General features: G+C 67.0%; 18 protein-coding genes and 1 riboswitch. Of the genes, 6 read left to right on the top strand and 12 right to left on the bottom strand.

The window, feature by feature from the left end; all coding sequences use genetic code 11:
• Window positions 1–32 precede the first annotated feature (32 nt).
• The 5 genes from J2X52_RS05695 to J2X52_RS05715 all read right to left on the bottom strand — a co-directional run bounded on the left by J2X52_RS05695 (window position 33) and on the right by J2X52_RS05715 (window position 7904).
• Complete coding sequence (locus J2X52_RS05695; protein ID WP_310149976.1) at window positions 33–1502, bottom strand: DUF2867 domain-containing protein; 1470 nt, start codon at window positions 1500–1502, stop codon at window positions 33–35.
• The gene (locus J2X52_RS05700; protein WP_310149978.1) at window positions 1499–1801 is read right to left on the bottom strand and encodes a metalloregulator ArsR/SmtB family transcription factor; all 303 of its coding nucleotides are present in this window, start codon (window positions 1799–1801) and stop codon (window positions 1499–1501) included. The genes J2X52_RS05695 and J2X52_RS05700 overlap by 4 nt, the downstream gene beginning before the upstream one ends.
• A 265-nt stretch (window positions 1802–2066) precedes the next feature.
• Window positions 2067–3314, bottom strand: coding sequence for an NAD(P)/FAD-dependent oxidoreductase (locus J2X52_RS05705; RefSeq protein ID WP_310149981.1), 1248 nt, complete (start codon window positions 3312–3314; stop codon window positions 2067–2069).
• Window positions 3315–3443: 129 nt separating this feature from the next.
• A complete protein-coding gene (locus J2X52_RS05710) occupies window positions 3444–6641 on the bottom strand; it encodes a multidrug efflux RND transporter permease subunit (RefSeq protein ID WP_310149983.1) in 3198 nt (1065 codons plus the stop codon).
• A 6-nt stretch (window positions 6642–6647) separates the two neighbouring features.
• Window positions 6648–7904 (bottom strand): efflux RND transporter periplasmic adaptor subunit, encoded by a 1257-nt coding sequence (locus tag J2X52_RS05715; protein ID WP_310149986.1) that lies wholly within the window; start codon window positions 7902–7904, stop codon window positions 6648–6650.
• Window positions 7905–8106: 202 nt separating this feature from the next.
• On the opposite strand from J2X52_RS05715, the gene J2X52_RS05720 reads away from it, so the two are divergent.
• The 3 genes from J2X52_RS05720 to J2X52_RS05730 all read left to right on the top strand — a co-directional run bounded on the left by J2X52_RS05720 (window position 8107) and on the right by J2X52_RS05730 (window position 13363).
• Entirely contained in the window at window positions 8107–8880 is a 774-nt protein-coding gene (locus J2X52_RS05720) for a TetR/AcrR family transcriptional regulator (RefSeq protein ID WP_310149989.1), read from the top strand.
• Between the two features lie 12 nt (window positions 8881–8892).
• Window positions 8893–10095, top strand: a complete 1203-nt coding sequence (locus J2X52_RS05725; RefSeq protein WP_310149992.1) for an efflux RND transporter periplasmic adaptor subunit — start codon at window positions 8893–8895, stop codon at window positions 10093–10095.
• 88 nt (window positions 10096–10183) lie between these two features.
• Window positions 10184–13363, top strand: a complete 3180-nt coding sequence (locus J2X52_RS05730; protein WP_310149995.1) for an efflux RND transporter permease subunit — start codon at window positions 10184–10186, stop codon at window positions 13361–13363.
• Window positions 13364–13541: 178 nt separating this feature from the next.
• Here J2X52_RS05730 and bioD read toward each other — a convergent pair whose 3' ends face one another.
• Window positions 13542–14228, bottom strand: coding sequence for a dethiobiotin synthase (gene bioD / locus J2X52_RS05735; protein ID WP_310149998.1), 687 nt, complete (start codon window positions 14226–14228; stop codon window positions 13542–13544).
• Window positions 14225–14998, bottom strand: coding sequence for a TMEM175 family protein (locus J2X52_RS05740; protein ID WP_310150001.1), 774 nt, complete (start codon window positions 14996–14998; stop codon window positions 14225–14227). Before J2X52_RS05740 ends, bioD begins: the two co-directional genes overlap by 4 nt.
• On the opposite strand from J2X52_RS05740, the gene J2X52_RS05745 reads away from it, so the two are divergent.
• The 3 genes from J2X52_RS05745 to btuB all read left to right on the top strand — a co-directional run bounded on the left by J2X52_RS05745 (window position 14997) and on the right by btuB (window position 18133).
• On the top strand, window positions 14997–15479 hold the full coding sequence (locus tag J2X52_RS05745) for a GAF domain-containing protein (RefSeq protein ID WP_310150004.1): 483 nt from the start codon (window positions 14997–14999) through the stop codon (window positions 15477–15479). The two genes, J2X52_RS05740 and J2X52_RS05745, sit on opposite strands and share 2 nt — an antisense overlap.
• Window positions 15476–15850 (top strand): TfoX/Sxy family protein, encoded by a 375-nt coding sequence (locus J2X52_RS05750; protein WP_310150006.1) that lies wholly within the window; start codon window positions 15476–15478, stop codon window positions 15848–15850. The genes J2X52_RS05745 and J2X52_RS05750 overlap by 4 nt, the downstream gene beginning before the upstream one ends.
• 50 nt (window positions 15851–15900) lie before the next feature.
• Window positions 15901–16120: riboswitch (cobalamin riboswitch) on the top strand.
• A 123-nt stretch (window positions 16121–16243) separates the two neighbouring features.
• Window positions 16244–18133 (top strand): TonB-dependent vitamin B12 receptor, encoded by a 1890-nt coding sequence (gene btuB, locus J2X52_RS05755; protein WP_310150008.1) that lies wholly within the window; start codon window positions 16244–16246, stop codon window positions 18131–18133.
• Window positions 18134–18305: 172 nt separating this feature from the next.
• Here btuB and J2X52_RS05760 read toward each other — a convergent pair whose 3' ends face one another.
• From J2X52_RS05760 to rlmD, 5 genes are all read right to left on the bottom strand, one after another.
• Window positions 18306–19061: an S-methyl-5'-thioinosine phosphorylase gene (locus tag J2X52_RS05760; RefSeq protein ID WP_310150011.1), complete on the bottom strand. Its 756-nt coding sequence runs from the start codon at window positions 19059–19061 to the stop codon at window positions 18306–18308.
• 152 nt (window positions 19062–19213) lie between these two features.
• The gene (locus J2X52_RS05765; RefSeq protein WP_310150014.1) at window positions 19214–19774 is read right to left on the bottom strand and encodes a hypoxanthine-guanine phosphoribosyltransferase; all 561 of its coding nucleotides are present in this window, start codon (window positions 19772–19774) and stop codon (window positions 19214–19216) included.
• Entirely contained in the window at window positions 19771–20757 is a 987-nt protein-coding gene (nagZ, locus tag J2X52_RS05770) for a beta-N-acetylhexosaminidase (RefSeq protein ID WP_310150017.1), read from the bottom strand. Before nagZ ends, J2X52_RS05765 begins: the two co-directional genes overlap by 4 nt.
• 206 nt (window positions 20758–20963) lie before the next feature.
• Entirely contained in the window at window positions 20964–21467 is a 504-nt protein-coding gene (locus J2X52_RS05775; RefSeq protein ID WP_310150018.1) for a CYTH domain-containing protein, read from the bottom strand.
• A 7-nt stretch (window positions 21468–21474) separates the two neighbouring features.
• Complete coding sequence (gene rlmD / locus J2X52_RS05780) at window positions 21475–22812, bottom strand: 23S rRNA (uracil(1939)-C(5))-methyltransferase RlmD (RefSeq protein ID WP_310150022.1); 1338 nt, start codon at window positions 22810–22812, stop codon at window positions 21475–21477.
• Between the last annotated feature and the right edge of the window lie 114 nt (window positions 22813–22926).

Genomic DNA, 22926 nt, shown 5'->3' on the forward strand with positions numbered 1-22926 from the left:
CGGGAACCGCATCATCGCGCGCAAGCGCGCGCCTACAGCGATCGCGAGGCGTATCGCGTGTTCGCGTTCCGCTGTAGCGATTCCATCGCGTGGTCCACCGCATGCCGCAACATCGCCGGCGCGATATAGCGGCGGTGCACGCCGCTGATCGCGGCCATGTAGACGCGACCGAACAGGTTGCGGGTGCGTACGCGCGTCGCCATCGTGCAGACGAGCCTGTCGTCGGCGCCAATACGCACCCCGATGCAGGTGCGGAACATCAGGTGTCTGTCGTCAGCGCCCAGCACCACTTCCACCCGGCGACCGTCTCTGCTGCGTCGCTCAACCAAAACCGGATGTCGGCCGGCGAACTTCAATGGCGCCTCGACCGACAGCAACGAGGATGCCGGACACCCCAGGGGCGACGTGCGCAGGCCCGCAGGGCGCACCAGCACGTTGCGCAGCGCCATCAAGCGCGACACACCGTCCGGCGGATTCTCGACGAAGCCGGCCAGCAGATGGTCCATCACGTCCGCAGGGGCGATGCCGGCGAAGGCCGCTGGACCTGCCTGCAAGACCACCTGGTCCTCGTGGGCAATCGGGCCGGGCAACTGCGTCTGGAGCAGCGAATCCGCATCGACTTCACCTGTGATCAGCGCTTGACCGCCGCGGGTGTCGGCGCGGAATCCTGCCGCCTCGCGACGCTGGGCGACCGCCGCACGCAGGCGGCCCATCGCGCCGCGCACAGCGTTGCACAATCGCGCAGCAAACGACGCAGGCGGCACATGCAACGACAGCGCGGTCGTCGCGATTGACGCCGGCTCGCGCAACGCGTCATCGAGCAGCACCTGCACCGATGAAGGCAGCACCTCCGTCAATGCCGGAATGTCCGCCGTATTGCCGAGCACGCGCGCCTGCGTGGCGGCATCGAGCGCACCGGCGGTTTCATCAGGGTGGCAAGACATCGCGAACAGCGTGGGATGCGGCCCGCCCGGCCGTGCGGCGATGAACTGGTGCCAGGTGCCGCCGCCGAAGCGCACCGAGAACAGGCAGTCGGGCGGCACCTCGACGACGTGCAGCGCGTCGAGGAATGCGCGCGGATCGGCCTCGATCTGCGCCTGCGACGCAGTGGAGAACCGCAGGTGCGCGCCGGCGCTGCCGGACACCGCGGTGAACATGCGGCTGCCGGCATGGCGATGGAAGGGGTGGCCGTTGCCGCCCACGCCGAAGGTGTACAGCGATGACGGATCGCCGCGGGCGAGATCCATTCCGCCGATCCGCGCGGACGGCTCGTCGAGCGCATCGACGAATGCGGGATGCGCCCGCTGACGCCGCAGGGCGTCGCCGATCACCGCATCACCCTGTCCGGACGCGAACTGCGCGATCAGCGTGACTTCGACCGGCAGTCCACCGCAATAAGACGGCAGACGCACCGACGGAAACGTGGCGGATGCGCGGATCGCAGCGAACGAGGCGTACGCAGCGGACCCCGCACGCCGCGCAGCCCCGGCTGCGGCACTCACGCCGCGCCTGCCTTGCGCCGCTCGCGCTTGAGCGGTCCCCCGACCGGACACACTTCGGCCGCCCAGGCGAAGATCGTATTGGCCAGCCTGTCCGGCACCAGCCGGAAGAACACGAACTGGCCGCGCTTCTCGCGCTCGATCAGGCCGGCCTGCTCCAGCACACGCAAGTGACCCGACAGTGCCGGCTTGCTGAACTCGAACCGCGCGCCGATCTCGCCAGCGGTCAGCTCGCCGGCATTGAGATAGGCCAGGATCTGGCGGCGCGGCGTCGATGCGAGGGCTTCGAAGACCCGCTCCATGGCGGCATCCAGTTAACTAATTACCTAATTAATTACGCCGTTGACGGGGTGGTGTCAAGCCTGCTCTGCGCGAGCGGTGACTGACACGGCCTGGCACGGCCATCAGGCAGCGGCTTGCCGGCCGATGGGTTACTGGCTGCTATCGGCTTCAACTGCGCTTTGCGGTGAGTTCCGGCTCCCGAGCCGTAGAGCGAGCCGAGCAGGTCCGAGACCCGAGGCCAAATCCGAAAGCCAGAGCAACAACAAGAGCAAGACAGAAGCACGACTAGCGCGAAGAAACCCCTGCCGCCCCGAATCCACCCAAGGCCTCCACGAATTCCGGCGCCAACGCCAGCGATCCAAACGCACCGTGCTGCGTGCCGCTGAGCACCCGCAACATGTGCCCGCGCCCGCCGGGCAGGCGGCCCATCGGCTGAAAAGCGACGTCGCGCGCCTTCGCGATCACGTCGCGTTCGGACTGAAACACCGGCGTCAGCCAGCGGCTCCAGAACTGGTAGATCGCCACGTGCCGGCGACGCACGCGGGCGTAAGTGCTCAACGCATCCGCAAGTGCTTCCGCGCGCAAGGCATCACGCAAGGCTTCGGCATCGAGCAGGGCCATGTTGACGCCCTGCCCCAGCTGCGGACTCATCGCATGCGCGGCGTCGCCGAGCAGCACCCAGCGGCCGCGATGCCACTGCGTCAGCGTGACATCGCGATAGGTCGCGCGTGCCAGCTGCGCGTGTGTGGTCGTCGTCGCAAGCAAACGCGACGCCTCGGGCCAGATCGAGGTCACCGTGTCGCGCCAGTCATGGAGCGCGGCGGACTGCCAACCATCGAAGGCCGCGACCGGCAGACTCCAGAAGAAGCTGAGCCGGGGGGTGGCATCGCCCGGACGCGTGCCGACCGGTAGCAGGCCGATCATCCGGCGCGCGGCGACGTAGCGCTGGCGCAACTCGTTGAGGTACGGCCAGTCGTCGGCATCGAGCAGGCACCACAGCGCGCCCCACGGATACACCGCGTCACGACGCACGCCGCCGAGCCTGCCACGCAGGCGTGAGGCCGCGCCGTCGGCCGCCAGCACCAGATCGAATGGACCATGACGACCACCCTCAACGTCGCGCAACCAGCGGTCGTCCGTATCGTCCGGCCCTTCGATGGTGATGCCCGCGTGCAGCCGCACCGCATCGCCGCGCGCCTGGTCGAGGATCGAGAACAGCGCGCCGCGCTGCATGCCGACGCCACACAGGCGCGGGTCGAGCCCCGCGTAGCGCATGTCCATCACCGCGCGGCCGCAGGGCGTTTCGCCATACAGGCGCTCGACGCGCGCGCCATGCGCCAGCACCGCATCGAGCAGTTCCATGCGCCACAGCACCTGCAGCCCGGTGGGCTGGAGCAGGAAGCCGGCGCCGACTGGTCCGGGTTCGGAGGCACGTTCGAAGACCTCCACCCGATGCCCGTCGCCGGCGAGCAGAACCGAGGCGGCCTGCCCGGCCGTGCCGTAACCGACGATGGCGATATGCAATGGCGTCATGTGTGCTCCTGAACGGGTCGCCAGCATAGCGGGGCGTCCGCGGGGCCGGCAGCGACCGAAGCGCGCGCCACCTATGCGAAGGGCCGCCCTGTTGCCAAGGCGGCCCTTGCAGATCAGAGGTTGCGGCAATCAGTGCGCCGGTCGCTCGTCACCATCGTGTTGCAGACGACGGTCGTGCTCGCCTGTGTCGAGACGCGGATCCGGCTCGTCGAGTTTGTCGCCTAGCACGCGACGCACGATGATGAAGAACACGGGGATCAGCAGCAGACCAAGGAACGTCGCGAACAGCATGCCGCCGATCACGCCGGTGGCCAGTGCGTGACGTGCGCTGGAACCGGCGCCGCTCGACAGCGCCATCGGCGTGACGCCCATGATGAAGGCGAACGAGGTCATCAGGATCGGGCGGAAGCGCAGGTTCGCCGCTTCCACCGTCGCATCGCGCAGCGTCTTGCCTTCCTTGTACTGCTGCACCGCGAACTCGACGATCAGGATGGCGTTCTTCGCCGCCAGACCGATCACCGTCACCATGCCGATCTTGAAGAAGATGTCGTTCGACAGACCCGGGCGCAGCATCGTGAAGACCACCGCGCCGAGGATGCCCAGCGGCACCACCAGCAGCACGGCGACCGGAATCGACCAGCTCTCGTAGAGCGCGGCCAGACACAGGAACACCACGACCACCGAGAGCAACAGCAGCAGCGTCGCCGTATTGCCCGCGATGATTTCCTGGTAGGACATGCCCGCCCAGTCGTAGCCGAAGCCTTCCGGCAATTCGTTCTCGACGATCTCTTCCATCGCCGCCATCGCCTCACCCGTACTGCGACCGGGTGCCTGCGAACCGACGATGTTGATGGCCGAGTAACCGTTGTAGCGCGTCAGCGACGGCGTGCTGGCGCCCCACTCCGGGGTCACCACCGTGCTCAGCGGGATCATCGTGCGGGTGCCGTCGCTATTGGCCGCGGTCGCACTCGGCGTGTAGAAGCGGCCGATCGACCCCGGGTCGGTGCGGTACTGCGCATCGGCCTGCATGTTGACGCGCTTGATGCGGCCGTCGGACACGTAGTCGTTGACGTATACCGGCGCCAGCATCAGCTGGATCGCGCCGTAGATGTCGGTCACCGACAGGCCCATCGACTGCGCCTGCACACGATCAACGTGCAACTGCAGCTGCGGCGCGTCTTCCAGCGTGTTCGGGCGAACGCCCTGCAACACGTCGGTCTTCTGCGCGGCCGCACCCAGCAGCTGGTTGCGTGCCTGCTGCAGCGCCGCGTTGCCGGCGCCGGTGCGGTCCTGCAGATACATATCGAAGCCGCCGAACTGGCCCAGGCCCTGCACGGTCGGCAGGTTCACGACGAAGATCGTCGCGTCCTGCACGCCCTGCAGCGCGCCGTTGGCTTCGCCGAGGAACTGGTTGATGTCGGCGTCGCGCTCACCCCAGTCCTTGAGCTTGATGAAGCCCATGCCGACGTTCTCGCCCTGGCCGACGAAGCTGAAGCCCGCGACCTGCAGCATTGCTTCGTACGAGGGGTTCTGCTCCAGGCGTGCGCGCACGTCCTCGAACACCGCGTTGGTGCGCTGCAGGGTCGAACCCGGTGGCAACTGCACGATCGCCAGCGCGTAACCCTGGTCCTCGTCGGGCACGAAGCTCGTCGGCAGCTTGATGTAGAGGAAGCCGCAGACCACGCACAGCACCGCGAACACCGCCATCCAGCGCGGTGCATGCCGCACGGCGCTGCCGATATGACCGACGTAGGTCCGGTTGACCTTGTCGTAGTACTTGTTGAACGTGCGCACGACGACGTTGCTCTTGCGCTCGCCGGGTGGCGCATGCTGCTTGAGGAACGTCGCGCACAACGCCGGCGTGAAGCCGAGGGCGAGGAACGCCGAAAAACCCATCGAAATCGCGATCGTGATCGCGAACTGCTTGTAGATCTCGCCCGAGGCGCCGCCCTGCAGGGCGCTTGGAATGAACACGGCGGCCAGCACCACGGTGATCGCGACCACCGCGCCGGTGATCTGGTCCATCGCCTTCATCGTCGCTTCGCGTGGCGGCAGATGTTCCTCCGCCATGATGCGTTCGACATTCTCGATGACCACGATCGCATCATCGACCACGATACCGATCGCCAGCACCATCGCGAACAGGGTCAGCTGATTGATCGTGTAGCCCAGCATGCTCAGGCCGAGGAACGTGCCGAGCAGCGCGATCGGGATGACCAGCGTCGGGATGATCGTCGCACGCAGGTTCTGCAGGAACAGCAGCATCACTAGGAACACCAGGACCACGGCTTCGATCAGGGTCGCGATGACCTCCTTGATCGACAGCGTGACGAACGTGGTGGTGTCGTAGGGCTTGAACCACTCGATGCCCTGCGGGAACGTCGGCTGCAGCTCGTCCATGCGCGCCTCGACCGCGCTCGCCACCGTCAGCGCGTTTGCGCCGGGTAGCAGCTGGATCGCAAACGCGCCGGTGGCCTGGCCGTTGTACTTGGTGTCGAAGCCGTAGCCGGACGCACCGATCTCGACGCGGGCGACATCCTTCAGCCGCACGGTCGCGCCCTCGCTGTCGGCCCGCAGGATGATGTTCTCGAACTGCTCGGGCGTGCTGAAGCGACCTTCGGCGGACACGGTCGCGGTGAAACCCTGGCCTTCGGGCGCAGGATCGGAGCCGACCGAGCCGGCGGCGAACTGCACGTTCTGTCCGCGCACCGCGGCCATCACCTCGGTCGCCGACATGCCGTAGCCCTGCAGCTGGTCCGGGTTGAGCCAGATGTTCATGGCGTACTCGGAACCGAACTGCTGGGTGCTGCCGACGCCCGGGACGCGGGCGATCTGTTCGAGCACACGTGAGCCGATCAGGTCGTTGAGCTGGTTTCGGCTGACGGTGGGATCTTCCGAGCGCAGGCCCACGACCATCAGGAAGCCGGCATTGGCCTTGGCCACCACCACGCCCTGCTGCACCACTTCACTGGGCAGGCGCGGCGTGGCCAACGAGACCTTGTTCTGCACCTGCACCTGCGCGATATCCGCGTCGGTGCCGGTTTCGAAGGTCAGGGTGACGCTGGCGCGGCCCGATGAGCTCGAGGTTGAGCTGAAGTACAGCAGGTTGTCGATACCGGTGAGCTGCTGCTCGATGACCTGTGTCACCGCGCGCTCTGTGGTGTCGGCGCTGGCGCCGGGATAGGTCGCCGAGACGGTGACCTGCGGCGGTGCAACGCTCGGATACGACTCCACGCCCATGTTCAGCAGCGAGATCACACCCGCGAGCGAAATCAGGATGGAGACGACCCAGGCGAAGACCGGGTGGTTAATGAAGAACTTGGGCATGGCGGATCAGTCCTGCGTGTCGTTCGCAGCGGGCGCCTGGCCGGCGGCGTCCTGCGGGGGAGCCGCAGTGGCGTCGTCGGTTGTCGCAGGCGCGCCGGCGGCGTCCGCAGGCTGTCCGGCAGGCGGTGCGCCTGTACCTGCCGCGGGCGCGGCCTGGGCCTGTTCCGGCGTCCAGGGCTTGGGCGCGACCACCGCGTCAGGACGCGCCTTCGGCACCCCGCTGACGATCACCCGATCACCGGCCGTCAGGCCTTCGGTGATGACCCACTGACCGTCCTGCGCGCGGTCGGTACGGACCGGCTTGCGGACGACCTTGTCGCCCTCGCCGGCCACCAGCACGTAGGCGGTGTTGGCGTCGCGCAGCACGGCGGCCTGCGGCACCAGGAACACGCCGCTCTGCTGGCCCATGTTCGCGCGCAAGGTCACATAGATGCCGGGCAGCAGGCGGCGGTCCGGATTGGGCACCGTCGCGCGCAACTGGATCGCGCCCGAGGCCGGATCGACCACATCGCCGGAGAAGTCGAGCGTGGCCATCTGGTCGTGCACCGAGCCGTCCGCGAGCACGATCTCGACCTGGCCGCCACCGGCGCCCTGGTCCAGCGACATCGCGCGGATGCGGTTGAACTCGGCGGCGCTGATCGAGAAGTTGATGTACAGCGGATCGATCTGGTCGACCGTGGTCAGCAACGTCGAATCGCCCTGCCCGACCAGTGCGCCTTCGGTCAGCTGCTGCTTGCCTGCGCGGCCGGAGATCGGGGCACGCACGGTGGCATAGCCGAGATTGATCTGTGCGGTCTGGGTCGAGGCACGGGCCGCCTGCAATGCGGCCTCGGCGCTACGCTCGGCGGCGAGCGCGTTGTCGACATCGGCTTTGGAGATGAAGTTGGTCGGCGCCAGCTGACGCGCGCGATCGGCTGCCGTCTTCGCATTCGCGTAGTTGGCCTGCGCCTGCGCCTGCGCGCCCTGGGCGGTGCCGAGCGCGGCCTGCAACTGCGCCGGATCGATCCGGAACAGCACATCGCCCTCGTTGACGTCACTGCCCTCCTGATAGACGCGACGCTCGAGCACGCCCGGCACGCGGGCCCGGACATCCGCGCTTCGGAACGGTGCCAGACGGCCCACCAGTTCCTGCTCCAGCGCGACGCTGGTCGGCTGCACGGTCAGCACGCCGACTTCCGGCGGCGGTGGCGCGGCCTGCTCCTCTTGTTGACCGCAGGCGGAAAGTGCCGCGGCGAGGACGGCAATGGAGAGGAGTCGGCGCATGGGGGATGACCTGGGAGAGGGTGGGACGGATTTACTATACTGGCGAGTATAGCAAATTCAGATTCCGGTTCGCGCAGTGACGGAAGTCATCGATTTCGCGCAACGCCGCGACGCTGCGTTGCGCATGAGACGGTTCCGAATCTTGCTCACGTAATGAACCAGGTTCATACTCCGCGCCGCTTCTGATGCATTCAGGTTCCTGATGTCGCCCCTGTCCCCCGCCATCGCACGTCGCCAGCGCGAGATAGTCGCCCGCGAGCGTGTCCTGCTCGACACCGCCCAGGCACAGATCCAGCGCGACGGGCTGCTGTCGTTGCAGATGGCGCGCGTAGCGGAGGAGTGCGGCTATGCGATCGGCACGCTGTACAAGCATTTCGCCAGCAAGGAAGACCTGCTGGTCGCGCTCGCCACGCGCAACAGCTTCGACCGGGTCGAACTGTTCGAGCGCGCAGCGAAGTGGGACGGCCCGACCCGCGAACGCATGCTTGCCGTTGTGCTCGCCGACATGCTGATCATCCGCGAGCAACCCGAGCACTTCCGCCTCGCCCAGTTCGTCTGGACCGACGTGGTCTGGGGCGCGGCCTCGGTCGAAAGCCGGCGGCGTGCGCTGGCCGCCTGCGAGCCGCTGGCCACGCTGATCGACGGCATCGTCGCCGAGGGGCGTGCACGCGGTGAACTGCCGGCATCGGCGCTGCCCGATGGCGCGCTGACGATGGGGCCCTGGATGATGACCGTCGGCATGCATGCGCTCGTGCAACAGCAGGGCTTGGTGGATACGGCCGTGACCGGCGATCCCTACCGCCTGCTGATCCGCCAGCTGCAGTACCTGTTCAACGGCTACGGCTGGCAACCGCTGATCGACGCCGAGGACGACGCCGCGCTCGATGCGCTGATCGCCCGCGTCAGCCGCGCTGTCTTCGATACCGACTGGTCCAGCATCACGCCCGACCTGCCCCCTTCCCTTCCTCTTTCCTGACGGAAACCGCCCATGTCCAGGACCGAAACCCGTTCCGCCCCGCGCAAACCGCGTCCGCGCCTGCGGATGATCGTGATGCTGATCCTCGTCGCCGTGATCTTCGGCGGGGTCTTTCTGGCCAAGGCCCTGATGGGCAAGGGCATGAACGACTTCTTCGACAACATGCCGCAGCCGCCGGTCGCGATCACGACCTTTGAGGCCGCGCAGCAGTCGTGGTCGACACCGCTGGAAGCGGTCGGCACGCTGGTCGCGGTCAACGGCACGGACGTCACCACCGAAGCCGGCGGTGTGGTCCGCAAGCTGTCGTTCGAGCCCGGCCAGCCGGTCAAGGCCGGCACCGTGCTGGTGGAACTCAACACCGACAACGAACTCGCGGTGCTGCGCTCGAGCGAAGCTGCCGCCAAGCTCGCCGTCGTGCAGCGCGATCGCTGGCGCGAACTCGGCGAGACGCAGCTGGTGTCGAAGGCCGAAGTCGAGGAACGCGCGACCCAGGCGGCGACATCGATTGCGCAGGTTGAGGCGCAGCGCGCCCTGATCGCGCAGAAGACCATCCGCGCGCCGTTCGACGGCGTGCTCGGCATCCGCAAGGTCAACCTCGGTCAGTTCCTCTCGCCGGGCACACCGATCGTCAGCCTGCAGCAACTCGATCCGATCTTCCTCGACTTCACCCTGCCCGAGCAGCAACTGCCGCTGATCAATACCGGCGCGACGCTGCAGGCGGTCGTCGATTCGCTGCCCGGCGAACAGTTCGAAGGCACGATCACCGCGATCGAACCCGCGGTCGATGCCGGTACCCGCAACTTCATGGTGCAGGCGACCCTGTCCAACCCGGACGGCAAGCTGCGCCCGGGTGCGTTCGCGCGCGTCGGTCTCGCAGTCGGCGGCGAACAGAATGTCGTGGTGATTCCGCAGACCGCCGTGACCTTCAACCCCTATGGCAACGCGGTGTACGTGGTGTCGGAGCAGCCGGTGGATCCCGACGCGCCCAAGGCCGAAGGCGACGACGCGCAACAGGGCCCGACCCTGATCGTGCGCCAGCGCTTCATCAAGACCGGCGCAACCCGCGGTGATCTGATCGTGGTCACCGAAGGCCTCAAGCCCGGCGAGCAGGTCGCGACCAGCGGCCTGCTGAAGCTGCGCAACGATGCGGTGGTGACGATCAACAACCGCGTGCAGCCGAGCGCGGACGCCGCGCCGACGCCTGAAAACCGTTGAGCGATCGCCGCTTCCCGATCGATGCGTCCGGACGCCCTGCGCCCGCCCCGCTCCCTGACCCGCGCGACGCCGCGCGGGGGAGACCGAGATGAAATTCACCGACATCTTCATCCGCAAACCCGTGCTGGCGATGGTCGTCAGCCTCTTCATCCTGCTGTTCGGCCTGCGCGCGTTCTCCGAGCTCAACGTGCGCCAGTATCCCGAACTGCAGAATGCGGTCGTCAACATCAGCACGACCTACTTCGGCGCCGACGCCGACCTGATCCAGGGCTTCATCACGACGCCGCTGGAACGCGAGGTCGCGAGCGCCGAGGGCATCGACTATCTGACCTCGACCAGTTCGGCCGGCGTCAGCGTGATCCAGGCCTACATCCGGCTGGACTACGACCCGAACGAAGCGCTCACCCAGATCGCAGCCAAGGTCAACAAGTTGCGCAGCGAGCTGCCGGCCGAATCGGAAGATCCGGTCATCGACCTGCAGCAGGGCCAGCAGGTCGCGGCGATGTACGTCTCGTTCGCCAGCGACGCGCTCAACGACAACCAGATCACCGACTACCTCACCCGCGCGGTCGAACCGACCATTGCGACGATTCCCGGCGTGCAGCGCGCCGAGATCATGGGCCCGGGCTCGTTCGCGATGCGCGTGTGGCTCAAGCCCGATCGCATGACCGCGCTCGGAGTGACCGGCAGCGATGTGTCGACCGCGCTGCAGTCCAACAACGTGCTGTCCGCGCTGGGCTCGACCAAGGGCCAGATGGTCTCGGTCGACCTCACCGCGCGCACGGACCTGCGCACGCCGGAGGAATTCCGTGCCCTCGTTGTACGCGAGGCCGATGGCGCGATCGTGCGCCTGGGCGACATCGCCGACGTCGTGCTGGGATCCGAGAATTACGGCTCGTCGGTGCGCATCAACGGCGCCGCGGCGACGTTCATGGGCATCTATGTTTCGCCCGATGCGAACGCGCTGGACGTGATCGCCGAGGTGCGCAAGGCCTGGGACAACGAGATCGTGCCGCAGCTGCCCGAAGGCATCGAAGCGACGATTCCCTACGACAGCACCGAGTCGATCCAGGACGGCATCAACGAGGTCATCCGCACGATCATCGAAGCGGTGATGATCGTCATCGTGGTGATCTACCTGTTCCTGGGCTCATTCCGCAGCGTGCTGATTCCGGCGGTCACGGTGCCGCTGTCGCTGGTCGGCGCGCTGTTCCTGATGCTGCTGATGGGCTTCACGATCAACCTGCTCACGCTGCTCGCCATGGTGCTGGCGATCGGCATCGTGGTCGACGACGCGATCATCGTGCTGGAAAACATTCACCGGCACATCGAAGAAGGCATGACACCGCACGACGCCGCGATCCGCGGCGCACGCGAGCTGGCGTGGCCGGTGGTCGCGATGACCACGACGCTGATCGCCGTGTATCTGCCGATCGGCTTCCAGGGCGGCCTGACCGGCGTGCTGTTCACCGAGTTCGCGTTCACGCTGGCCGGTGCGGTATTCCTGTCGGGCATCATCGCGCTGACGCTCACGCCGATGATGTGCGCCAAGATCCTCAAGCCGCATGGCGAGCAGAGCAAGAGCCGGCTGGAGCAATGGCTCGACCGCCGCTTCGATTCGCTGCAGCAGGGCTACCAGCGCAGGCTGCACGGCGCGCTGCAGACGCGCGCGGTGATCCTGACCTTCGGTGGCATCGTGCTGGTCTCGTGCGTGTTCCTCTACCTCGGCGCGCCCAAGGAACCGGCCCCGCCGGAAGACGAAGGCTTCGTGTTTGCAATCGGCAGCGCCGATGCGGCCAGCACGCTCGATTATGTGGAGAGCTACACCGAAGAGATGACCGCGGTGGTCGAGCAGATTCCCGAGATCAACGACTTCTTCCTGTTCAACGGCGGCATGGGTGGCATGGGCGGCAGCAACAGCGCGATGGGCGGCTTCGTCATGAAGCCCTGGAGCCAGCGCGATCGCTCGACCAACCAGATCCTGCAGCAGGACCTGCAGCCCAAGCTCGCCGAGATCACCGGTCTGAACATCTTCGCGCTGGTGCCGCCCTCGCTGCCCTCGGCCGGTGGCGATGGCGGCGGCGAGTTCCTGATCGGCGGCATCGGCTCGCTGGAACAGCTGTCGGAAATCGCGGACCAGGTGGTCGCACGCGCGCAGGAAAGCCGCCGTTTCATCTTCCTCGACAAAGACCTGAAGATCGACAAGCCGCGCGTCGAGGTGCAGATCGACCGCGACAAGGCGGCGCTGCTCGGCATCGACATGCGCACGCTGGCCGCCGACATGAGCGCCCTGCTGGCCGGCGGTTACGTCAACCGCTTCGCGATGCAGAACCGCTCGTATCGCGTGATTCCGCAGGTCCAGCGCAGCGATCGCCTCAACGCCGAGCAGCTGGGCAACTACTACACCCGCACCCGAGACGGCGACCTGATTCCGCTGTCGACGGTGATCTCGTTCAAGGAAAGCGCGCAGCCACAGTCGCTCAAGCGCTTCCAGCAGCTCAACGCGGTGGGGATCACGTTTGCACCGCGTCCCGGCGTGACCAAGGGCGAGGCGCTGCGCGTGCTCGACGAGATCGCCGCCGACGTGCTGCCGCAGGGCTACAGCGTGGACTACGCCGGCGAGTCGCGGCAGTTCAAGCAGGAAGGTACGACGATGCTGATCACCCTCGCCTTCGCGCTGGTGATCATCTTCCTGGTGCTGGCCGCGCAGTTCGAAAGCTTCCGCGATGCCCTGATCATGCTGGCCACGGTGCCGATGGCGATCAGCGGCGCGCTGCTGGTACTCAATGCGCTGGCGCTGCTGTCGGGTGTGCTGCAGTTCGCCGGTATCGAGGCCTTCCCCGGCATGTCGATCAACATCTACACCCAGGTGGGTCTGGTGACGCTGGTCGGCGTGATCTCCAAGCACGGCATTCTGATCGTGGAGTTCGCGAACAAGCTGCAGGTCAACGACGGCGTGTCGAAGGCCGAAGCCATCGAGCAGGCCGCTGCAATCCGCCTGCGTCCGGTGCTGATGACGACCGCGGCGCTGGTGTTCGCGATGGTGCCGCTGCTGATCGCCAGCGGTCCCGGCGCAGCCGCCCGCTTCTCGATGGGCCTGGTGATCGCCGCCGGCATGTCGATCGGCACCGCGTTCACCCTGTTCGTGCTGCCGGCGTTCTATCTGCTGCTGGCCCGCGACCACAGCCACGACCGCGATGCGGCCGAGGCACAGAAGGCGGACCGTCGAGACGGGGAAGATCTGGAACCGGTGCCGCAGGGGCATTGAGTTCCGGCAACAGGTGACACGGAAAAGGCGCGACTTCGGTCGCGCCTTTTTTCTGTGGACGAATCGAGTTGGGTCAGATGGCGATGATGGGTTTCACTGCGCTCTTCACATCCCACGGTGGGAGTGCCGGCGCCTTTGTAGGATGGGTAGAGCGCAGCGAAACCCATCGCGCAACTCGCTAGAGGCTCGCGATCCACGCCGCATCGAGCGACAAGGTCGCAGGCAGAACGCTCCCGTCCGCAACGAACGGCAACACCCCAAGACACGGCGCCGGCAAGGCGTCCGTCAGCAGGCCGACGTAATCATCCGCCCGCGAGAACGCAGGATCGATGCGGTTACCGATCCATCCGGCCAGCCGGCAGCCGTCCGCCTCGATCGCTCGCGCAGTCAACCGCGCATGGCTCAGGCAGCCGAGCTTCAACCCGACGACCAGCACCACTGCGCCGCCAAGCTGCCGCGCGAAGTCCTGGTGTTCAAGCCCCTCCGCCAGCGGCGCATCCCAACCACCGGCGCCTTCGACCAGCACCACGTCCGCATTCGATGCGAGCCGCGCATGCGCGGAATACAGTTCTGCGATGTCGACCGTCACGCCGGCCGCGATCGCAGCCAATGTAGGCGCCGTGGGTTCGGGCAGCGCGACCGGATTGATGTCGCCGTAGTCGGGCCGCGGATCACTGGCCGCCTGCAGGGCGAGTGCATCTTCGTTGCGCCAACGCCCGTCGATCCAGTCGCATCCGCTCGCGATCGGTTTCATGCCGACCGCACGGAGACCGTTGGCGCGCAGGGCATGCAGCAAGGCCACGCTTGAATGCGTCTTGCCGATGCCGGTGTCCGTACCGGTGACCAGGAAACTGCGCGCGCTCATGCGGACTCCTCTGCGCGCACGCGCGCCAGTTCTCGCGCCCCACGCACGCTGTACCACGGCATCAGCACCGCCAGGGTGCAGTAGACAATGCCGGGCAGGCCCTGCCACCACGTCCCGGGCGGCATCGGCAACAGCGACAGCACGATCGAAGCCGCAGTCGGAATCAACAGCCACGCCATCGCGCCGGCTTCCTGTCTCAATACGCAGCGCTCGACCGGATCGAGCGCCAGCACGTCGGCGCGCGCAAGTCCGTGCCGGTTGAGCAAGAGCATGATGCTGCACATCGCGGCGAAGCCGATGCCGTAGATGACGTAAAGACTGCGGAATTCGCCTTCGCTGAAGCCGATCGGCATCGGCGACGGCGCCCAGCCACCGGTCAGAAAATGCAGGGCGATGCCCATGATCAGGCGCAACGGGTAGACGTACAGCAGCGCTACCGCGATCAGCATCAGGCCGAGCGTGGTCACTCGCGCATCGGCCAGCCCGGTGCGGCGACTGAAACGATGGTGGGTCGCCCAGAACATGGCGAGAATCGCAAAGCCCGCCAGAAACGCCGGCGCGCGGCGGAGCGCTTCATGCAGCTCGGGCACATTTGCTGGCATTGCATCGAACGACACGACTAGCAGCGTCACCGCGAAGGCGAATGCGGCGTCGACGAACGTCTCGAGGCGCGAGGCCTGTCTGCCTCGCAGCCGGAACCCGTCCGCATCCCGCGGCAGCGCATCCAGCTGCAGCGGCCCCGCCGGGGCCGCTGCTACACTTCGCGACATGTTCACGTCATCTCCCCTGACCGGCTCCAAGGCCGAACAGTATGCCGCGCTGGCGGCCCAGGCACGGGCGCTGCTGCACGGCGAACGCGATGCGATCGCCAATGCAGCGAACCTCTCGGCGCTCGTCTATCACGCCCTGCCCGACCTCAACTGGGTGGGCTTCTATCTGTTCGACGGCACCGAACTCGTGGTCGGGCCGTTCCAGGGTCTGCCGGCCTGCGTGCGCATTCCACTCGACAAGGGCGTCTGCGGCGCCGCGGCGCGTACGCGCGAAACACAGCGCATCGACGACGTGCATGCGTTTCCCGGCCACATCGCCTGCGACAGCGCCTCGCGTTCGGAACTGGTCGTTCCTCTGTATATCGGCGAGCGCCTGATCGGCGTGTTCGACATCGACAGTCCTGTGCCGGCGCGTTTCGACGTTGAAGACCAGACCGGTATCGAGTCCCTCGCTGCCGCCTATCTCGAATCGATGCAATGACCGCACCGACGCCGCTGAAGCTGCGCAACATCGGCCCCAAGTCCGCGGCCTGGCTGCGTCAGGTCGGCCTGCGCACGCGCGAGGATCTGGAAGCGGCCGGCGCGGTGGATGCGTTCGTCAAAGTGCGGCGCGCGGGCTTCAAGCCCAGCCTCAATCTGCTGTATTCGCTGGAAGGCGCGTTGCTCGACTGCCATTGGCAGGACGTGCCCGAAACGCGTCGCGTGCAACTGGTCGAAGCTGCGGAGGCCGCGACCGCCCTGCTCCCTGATCCGCGCGCGCGCCAGGCCGCCGGACCGGTGACGACGACCATCAGCGAAACGTTCGAGCCCGAATCGCCGCTGGACAGCCTATTCGACCGCCGCGACGACTGACCGCCACACCGGCGCGCCCTGCCCGCGCCCGCAGTCCTGCGCTCACGTACAATCCGCGCCAGCTTCATGGTGACCCGCCGGTGTTCTGCCGTCCGGGTTGAAACGGGAAGCCGGTGACGCGCGTATGCGCCAGCCCGGCACTGCCCCCGCAACGGTAAGCGTGTTCAAGGCATCGCATCCGCCACTGTGCTCCGGCCCGGGAAGGCGCGACGCCCGGGAGAACTCTCCCACGCGCGAGTCCGGAGACCGGCCACGAAGTCTTCCTCGATTGCGATGCGGCGGGCATTGCGGCGGCGTTCCGGACGGCTTTTGCGCGTCCGGCCGGCAGCCGTGTCCGTCCTCGCGATCTCCCGACATCTCGCGTGCGTGGGTGCACGCGACCAGGAGACTGCAATGCCGTTCCGTACTCTGACCGTGGCGATCGTCGCCGCACTCGCTTCACCGATCGCCGCAGCGGCGACCGCCGCCGACGCGCGCGATCTCGACACCGTGCTCGTGACCGCCAACCGCGCCGAAAGCACGCTCGGCGACACCATCGTGCCGGCCCAGGTCATCGACCGTGCCGAGATCGAACGCACCCAGGCGCGTGACCTGCCCGAACTGCTGCGCGGCCGCGCCGGCATCCAGATCGCGAACCAGGGCGGCCCGGGCAAGCTCAGCTCGGTGTTCATGCGCGGCAGCGAGTCCGACCACGTGCTGGTGCTCGTCGATGGCGTGCGCATCGGCTCGGCGACCGCCGGACTGGCGTCGTTCCAAGACATCCCGGTCGACCAGATCGAGCGCATCGAAATCGTCCGCGGCCCGCGCTCCAGCCTCTACGGCTCGGAAGCCATCGGCGGTGTCATCCAGATCTTCACCCGTCGCAACACCGGTGCGGTCCGCCCGCACGCGCGTGTCGGCGTGGGCAGTCACAACCTGCGCGAAGCCAGCGCCGGCCTCGGTGGCCGTGCCGGCCGCGGCTGGTTCGGCGTCGACGCGGCGTTCCAGCGCACCGATGGCATCAATGCCTGCCGAGGCCGTGGTCCATTGAACGACGACTTCGGGGCCGGCTGCTTCGTCGACGAACCCGACCGTGACGGCTACCGCAACCGGTCGTTCAATCTGCGTGGCGGTGTCGAACTCGCGGACGGCCTGACGCTCGAGGGCAATGCGCTGCGTGCCGACGCCTTCAACGAATACGACGGCAGCTACGGCAACGAGGCAGAAAACGTGCAGCAGGCCGCCGGCGGCAAACTCACGTACGCGCCTTCCGACGTGGTGCGCCTGACTGCGCAGGCCGGCCGTTCTTACGACAAGTCGATGACCTACCAGCGAAATGCGGACGCAGGAACGCGGACTGATTTCGGTCATCTGGATACCCGCCGCGACACCGGGTCGTTACAGGCGGACTTCACCCTCGCCCCGACACAGGCCTTGAGCCTCGGGTTCGACTGGCTATCGGACAACGTGGAAAGTCAGACCGTCTACGCGGTGACCCAGCGCGACAATTTCGCGACGTTCGCGGAGTACCAGGGACGATTCGGTGCACACCGCCTGCAGGCGAGCGCGCGCTATGACGACAACGAACAGTTCGGCGGTCACGGTACCGGCAGCATCGGCTGGGGCATGGATCTCGAGCGCGGTCTTCGCCTCAACGCGAATGTCGGCACGGGGTTCAAGGCACCAACATTCAATGACCTTTACTACCCGGGCTCGGAAAGCCCGGACCTCAAGCCGGAGCGTTCGAAGAGCGCCAACATTGGCGTCGCGCAGTATTCGGATAGCTGGAACTGGTCGTTCAACGTGTTCGAAAGCCGGATCGACGACCTGATCGTGTTCGTCTACCCGCCGCCGGATTTCATCGGCACCGGCATGAACATCGAAGAAGCCCGTATCCGCGGCGCCGAACTGACGTTCGCAACCACCCTCGCCGGCTTCGATCTGTCGACCGAACTGAGCCACGTCTATCCACGCGACCGCAGCGACAGCGCCAACAACGGCAACTTGCTTGCCCGTCGTGCGCGCAACAGCGGCCGTCTCGACATCGACCGAAGCCTGGGCGACTTCCGCATCGGCACCACGCTGCGCGCCAGCAGCAGCCGTTTCGACAACGCCACCAATACGGTGCGCGTCGCCGGCCACGGCACGCTGGACCTGCGCGCCGCGTGGGCATTCAACCCCGACTGGACGCTGGAAGCCCGCGCGACCAACGTGCTCGACAAGGATTACGAGACCATCGCGTGGTACTACCAGCCCGGCCGCGAATACGGCCTCGCGCTGCGCTGGTCGCCGACCGCGCGCTAATCAAGAAAGAAACCCCGCAAATGCGGGGTTTCTTCTTTTGCGGCAGCCATGAAAAAAGCGGTCTCGTCTCTATGCTGCGCGGATGGCAGCGGCAGGCCGTCAAAGCAAATCGAAAAGTGCAGCACCGGCACGCGGCGCCGGCTGGGCGCTCGGTCAGCGCGCCGCTAGGAGATCAGCCCGCAAGCAACGCCCGCAACAGCGGAGGAATGCCCGACGATGCGGCGGCGACATTGTCGAGCACGTCCTCGAAGGTGATCACCTCGTCCACCTGCGGACCGGCGCCCGCCGCCCAGTTGGCGACGATCGCCAGACACGCGTAGTCGAGCCCGAGTTCGCGCGCGAGGCCTGCTTCCGGCATGCCGGTCATACCGACCAGATCGCAGCCGTCGCGGCGCATGCGGGCGATCTCGGCTCGCGTCTCCAGCCGCGGGCCCTGGGTGGCGCCGTAGCAACCGCCATCGACCAGCGTCACCCCGGCAGTCGCCGCCGCATCGAGCACGCGCCTGCGCAGCGTCGGCGTATAGGGATCGCCGAAATCGACATGCTGCACCTCGGTGCCCTCCTCCTCACAAAAGGTCGAGACCCGCCCCCAGGTGTAGTCGATCAGCTGGTCCGGACACGCAAGCACGCGCGGCCCGAAGCGTTCGGTGATGCCACCCACCGTATTGAGCGCCAACACCCGCGTCGCACCCAGCGCCTGGAGCGCGGACAGATTGGCGCGGTAGTTCACCCGGTGCGGCGGCACCGAGTGCCCCTCGCCATGGCGCGCGAGAAACGCGACGCGCTTGCCGTCGAGCGTCCCCACCCGCACAGGCCCCGACAGCGCGCCGTAGCGTGTGACCGGCTGATGCGGCTCCACGTCCTGCAGGTCGGCCAACTGGTAGAGACCGGTGCCGCCAATGACGGCCAGATCGATGTCGAGGTGCATGGGGGTTCTCGCAATGAGGATGGGGCCGGGAGGAGAGTGTCCTCCGACCTACCTTAGAACGGCGGCAAAGGGCGTCAGACGGACAAATCAGGACCCGATTCCGAGTGGGACGCGGCATCGGCCACTGGCAAAGCCGCAATGCGCTCAGCCAGTCACTCCGCCAGCGCGTAGATCCCAGGCAGATTCCGGCCCTGCTCATGGAAATCCATGCCGTAGCCGAATACATACCGGTCCGGTACTTCGACGCCGACGTAGTCAGCTTCGACGCCGTCCACGCCGCGGTCGTGGACCTTGACCGCGAGTACGGCGACGCGGACGTCAGCCGCGCCCTGGTCTTCGACCCACTGACGCACGGCCTTGAGGGTGTGGCCTTCGTCGAGGATGTCGTCGACCAGTAGCACGCGGCGGCCCTGCAGCGGGGTCGCGGGGCGATGCAGCCAGGCGAGGCCCGAGCCGGTGGTGTTGCCGCGGTAGCGGGTGGCGTGCAGATAGTCAAACTCGAGATCGACTTCGTTCTCGCCGATCGCGAACGCGAGCTGGGTGGCGAACGGCATGCCGCCGTGCATGATCGTGATGTAGACCGGCGGCACGTCGTCGTCGCCGTACTCGTCGGCGATCTCTTCGGCCATCGTCTCGATGGCGTCTTCGAGCGCGTCGCGGTCGAACAGCAGGTCGGCGGTGTCGATCACGTCGTCGAGGCGTGGGACGTTCATGCGATGTCTCCAGTGCGGGGGGCGGACGCGTCGCCGGCGATCGCGCCGTCCCAGCCGAGCGGACCACGTCCGATCAGGCCGGTCAGCGCCATGGTGTTGAGGGCGCGGCCTTCGACCGCGGCCAGCGATTCGGCGACGAGTTCGGGATGGCAGACGAGCACGACGTCGCAGCCGGCGTCGAGGTGCGCATCGACGCGCGATTTGATGCCGCCAGCGGAAGACGCCGCGGCCATGCCGATGTCGTCGGAGAACACGACGCCGCGGAAGCCCATCTGCTCGCGCAGGATGGTGTTGATCCACAGCGGCGAATAGCCGGCCGGTTCCGCCGCGACCTGCGGATAGACCACATGGGCCAGCATCACCGCATCGGCGCCGGCATCAATGCCGGCGACGAACGGCACCAGATCGTGCGCGCGGATGGCATCGAGACTGCGGTTGTCGACCGCGTCGTCGAAATGCGTGTCCTCGCGCACCGAGCCGTGACCCGGGAAGTGCTTGAGCGTCGCGGCCATGCCGGCCTCGTGCATGCCTTCGACATAGGCACGCGTGAGCGCTGCGACGATTCGAGGATCCTCAGAAAACGAGCGATCCCCGATCGCGAGATTGCCGTGGCCGACATCGACCACAGGCGCAAAGCTCAGATCGACGCCGCTGGCGCGCACTTCCTGCGCCATCAAGCGCGCGTGCGCACGCGACGCGGCCATCGCAGCATCAGGATCGGCGAGATACTGCGCGCCGAAACCGGCGAGTGACGGCAGTTCGGAATAGCCGTCCTGGAAGCGCTGCACACGGCCGCCTTCCTGGTCCACGCAGACCAGCTGCGAACGCGGCGCGGCGTCGCGGATCGCGGCCGAGAGTTCGGCGATCTGCGCGCGCGAGGCGAAGTTGCGCTTGAACAGGATCACGCCGGCGCAGGCATCGTGCTGCAGCCAGTCGCGCTCCTGCGCGGTGAGTTCGGTGCCGGCGACGCCGATCACGAGCATTGCGGACCTCTCCATCGAACACGCCCCATGGCGCGGACGGGCATTGTCGCAGATGCGGGCGCGCGTGCCGTCGGGCGAGGCGACGTGTTCAGTCGCAGTCGGAGACTCGCGATGGATGCTGCCGCTGCCCGCGCGTCACGCACCGCTCGCGCGGTGCTTCAGCTCGGCTTCGCGTACCAACCAACCGCGCGGTCCGAAGGCAGCGGTCAGCCGCGTTCCGCCGCGTCCCAGCGCGAGAACGGACGTGCGGCCAGCGCGAGGTTGAAATAGCGTTGGTGCGCGGTGACTTCGACGCCCAGCCAGTCGGGCCGATCGAAGGCTTCGTCGGCGTCGTCGAGTTCGATCTCGGCGACCACGAGACCGGCGTTGTCGCCGAGGAACTCATCGACTTCCCACAGATGCGCGCCGAAGCGCACGAGGTGCCGGCGCTTCTCGACCAGCCCGCCGACGCACAGCTTCAGAAGCGCCTGCGCATCGTCGACCGGCAGCGGCAGTTCGAACTCCTGCCGCGTGGTACCGGGCTCGCGCGACTTGATGTTGAGGAACGCCACATCGCCCTCGATGCGTACGCGCACCGAAGCGTTCTGCGCGCCGCTGGCGATCGACGCGGCATCGTTGAGATAGCCCTGCGCCATCGGCACCACCGCATGCGCGGCCGCGCGCCAGGCGTCGGACACGACGAGGAATTTGCGTTCGATCTCGATGCCCATGCAGTCCTCAGCGTTTCTCGAACAGGGCGATGGATTCGACGTGCGCGGTCTGCGGGAACATGTCCATGACGCCCGCATCCGAGAGCGTCCACCCACGCTCGTTGACCAGGTAGCCCGCATCGCGCGCCAGCGATGCCGGATGGCAACTGACGTAGACGATGCGTTTGAAACGTTCAAGCGGCAGCTGGCGCAGCACATCACTCGCGCCCGAGCGCGGCGGATCGAGCAGCAGTTTGTCGAAGCCCTGCCGCATCCACGACGCGCTGCGCTGGTCCTGGGTGAGATCGGCGGCATGGAACTGGGCATTGAGAAGCCCGTTGTGCACCGCGTTCTCCTTCGCCCGCGCCACCAGACCGGCCTCGCCTTCCACGCCGACGACCTCGCGCACGCGGCGCGCCAGCGGCAATGTGAAATTGCCCAGGCCGCAGAACAGATCGAGCACGCGGTCGTCGGGTTGCACATCGAGCAGCTCGAGCGTGCGCGCGATCATCGTCCGGTTGAGGCCGGCATTGACCTGGATGAAATCCAGCGGCCTGAACTTCAGTTCGATGTCCCAGTCTTCAAGCCGGAACGAAAGCGCCGGCGCCTCCGGCCACAGTGCATGCACGCTGTCGTTGCCGCCGGGCTGCAGGAAGATCGCCATGCGGTGCTGCTGCCCGAACGCCAGCAGCGCTGCCACATCGGATTCGCTCAAAGGCTGCAAATGGCGGAACACCAGCGCGATGCCGTCGAACTCCGGGCGCGGATCGCCGGCGATGAACTCGATCTGCGGCAGCGTGCTGCGCGCGTCCATGCCGTCGACGAGCTGCGCCAGCGCCGGAATGATCGCGGCGATCGGCGCGATCACCGTATGGCATTCCTGCAGCTCGGCGACGAAGCGCGGATCGCGCTCGCGGAAGCCCACGAGCGTCTTGCCCTTCTTCTCCACCCGCTTGACCGAAAACCGGCCCTTGCGCCGGTAGCCCCAGGCGCGATCGACCATCGGTGCCATCCAGCGCTTCGGCGTGACATGGCCGATGCGCTCGAAGTTCTCGCGCAGCACGCGGTCCTTGGCGATGATCTGCTGCTCGGCATCCAGGTGCTGCAGCACACAGCCGCCGCAGGTCCCGAAATGCGGGCAACGCGGCGTGATGCGGTGTTCGGAGGCGCGCAGCACCTCGAGCGTCACCGCCTCGTCGAAACTGCGCGAACGCGCAAAGCGCTGGGCGACGACCTGCTCGTCCGGCAGCGCGCCGGTGACGAACAGCGCCTTGCCATCGGGCAAGCGCGCGACGCCACGGCCGTCGTGGGTGAGGTTGAGGACATCGACCTCGAAGGGGGTCTGATCGAGACGTTTACGGGCCACGTGGCGAAGGCTGCGGGCAGAAGGGCCGCGCATTGTCGCAGAAGCGCTACTGCGCAGCCCGTCCTGCACGAGCACGCTCGCGCGCGATGGGGCTCCACCGCGAACACCCATCGC

Source organism: Luteimonas sp. 3794 (genome assembly GCF_031456825.1).
In the GTDB taxonomy this organism is placed as follows: Bacteria; Pseudomonadota; Gammaproteobacteria; order Xanthomonadales; family Xanthomonadaceae; genus Luteimonas.

Excerpts from the sequence above, each read along its gene's own strand:
- J2X52_RS05700 (WP_310149978.1), bottom strand. The coding sequence starts at position 1,801 with ATGGAGCGGGTCTTCGAAGCCCTCGCATCGACGCCGCGCCGCCAGATC.
- nagZ (WP_310150017.1), bottom strand. The coding sequence starts at position 20,757 with ATGCTCGTGATCGGCGTCGCCGGCACCGAACTCACCGCGCAGGAGCGC.
- bioD (WP_310149998.1), bottom strand. The coding sequence starts at position 14,228 with ATGAGCGCGCGCAGTTTCCTGGTCACCGGTACGGACACCGGCATCGGC.
- J2X52_RS05775 (WP_310150018.1), bottom strand. The coding sequence starts at position 21,467 with ATGGGCATCGAGATCGAACGCAAATTCCTCGTCGTGTCCGACGCCTGG.
- J2X52_RS05760 (WP_310150011.1), bottom strand. The coding sequence starts at position 19,061 with ATGCACCTCGACATCGATCTGGCCGTCATTGGCGGCACCGGTCTCTAC.
- J2X52_RS05715 (WP_310149986.1), bottom strand. The coding sequence starts at position 7,904 with ATGCGCCGACTCCTCTCCATTGCCGTCCTCGCCGCGGCACTTTCCGCC.
- J2X52_RS05740 (WP_310150001.1), bottom strand. The coding sequence starts at position 14,998 with ATGTCGCGAAGTGTAGCAGCGGCCCCGGCGGGGCCGCTGCAGCTGGAT.
- J2X52_RS05705 (WP_310149981.1), bottom strand. The coding sequence starts at position 3,314 with ATGACGCCATTGCATATCGCCATCGTCGGTTACGGCACGGCCGGGCAG.
- btuB (WP_310150008.1), top strand. The coding sequence starts at position 16,244 with ATGCCGTTCCGTACTCTGACCGTGGCGATCGTCGCCGCACTCGCTTCA.
- J2X52_RS05725 (WP_310149992.1), top strand. The coding sequence starts at position 8,893 with ATGTCCAGGACCGAAACCCGTTCCGCCCCGCGCAAACCGCGTCCGCGC.
- J2X52_RS05750 (WP_310150006.1), top strand. The coding sequence starts at position 15,476 with ATGACCGCACCGACGCCGCTGAAGCTGCGCAACATCGGCCCCAAGTCC.
- J2X52_RS05720 (WP_310149989.1), top strand. The coding sequence starts at position 8,107 with ATGTCGCCCCTGTCCCCCGCCATCGCACGTCGCCAGCGCGAGATAGTC.
- J2X52_RS05730 (WP_310149995.1), top strand. The coding sequence starts at position 10,184 with ATGAAATTCACCGACATCTTCATCCGCAAACCCGTGCTGGCGATGGTC.
- J2X52_RS05710 (WP_310149983.1), bottom strand. The coding sequence starts at position 6,641 with ATGCCCAAGTTCTTCATTAACCACCCGGTCTTCGCCTGGGTCGTCTCC.
- J2X52_RS05745 (WP_310150004.1), top strand. The coding sequence starts at position 14,997 with ATGTTCACGTCATCTCCCCTGACCGGCTCCAAGGCCGAACAGTATGCC.
- J2X52_RS05765 (WP_310150014.1), bottom strand. The coding sequence starts at position 19,774 with ATGAACGTCCCACGCCTCGACGACGTGATCGACACCGCCGACCTGCTG.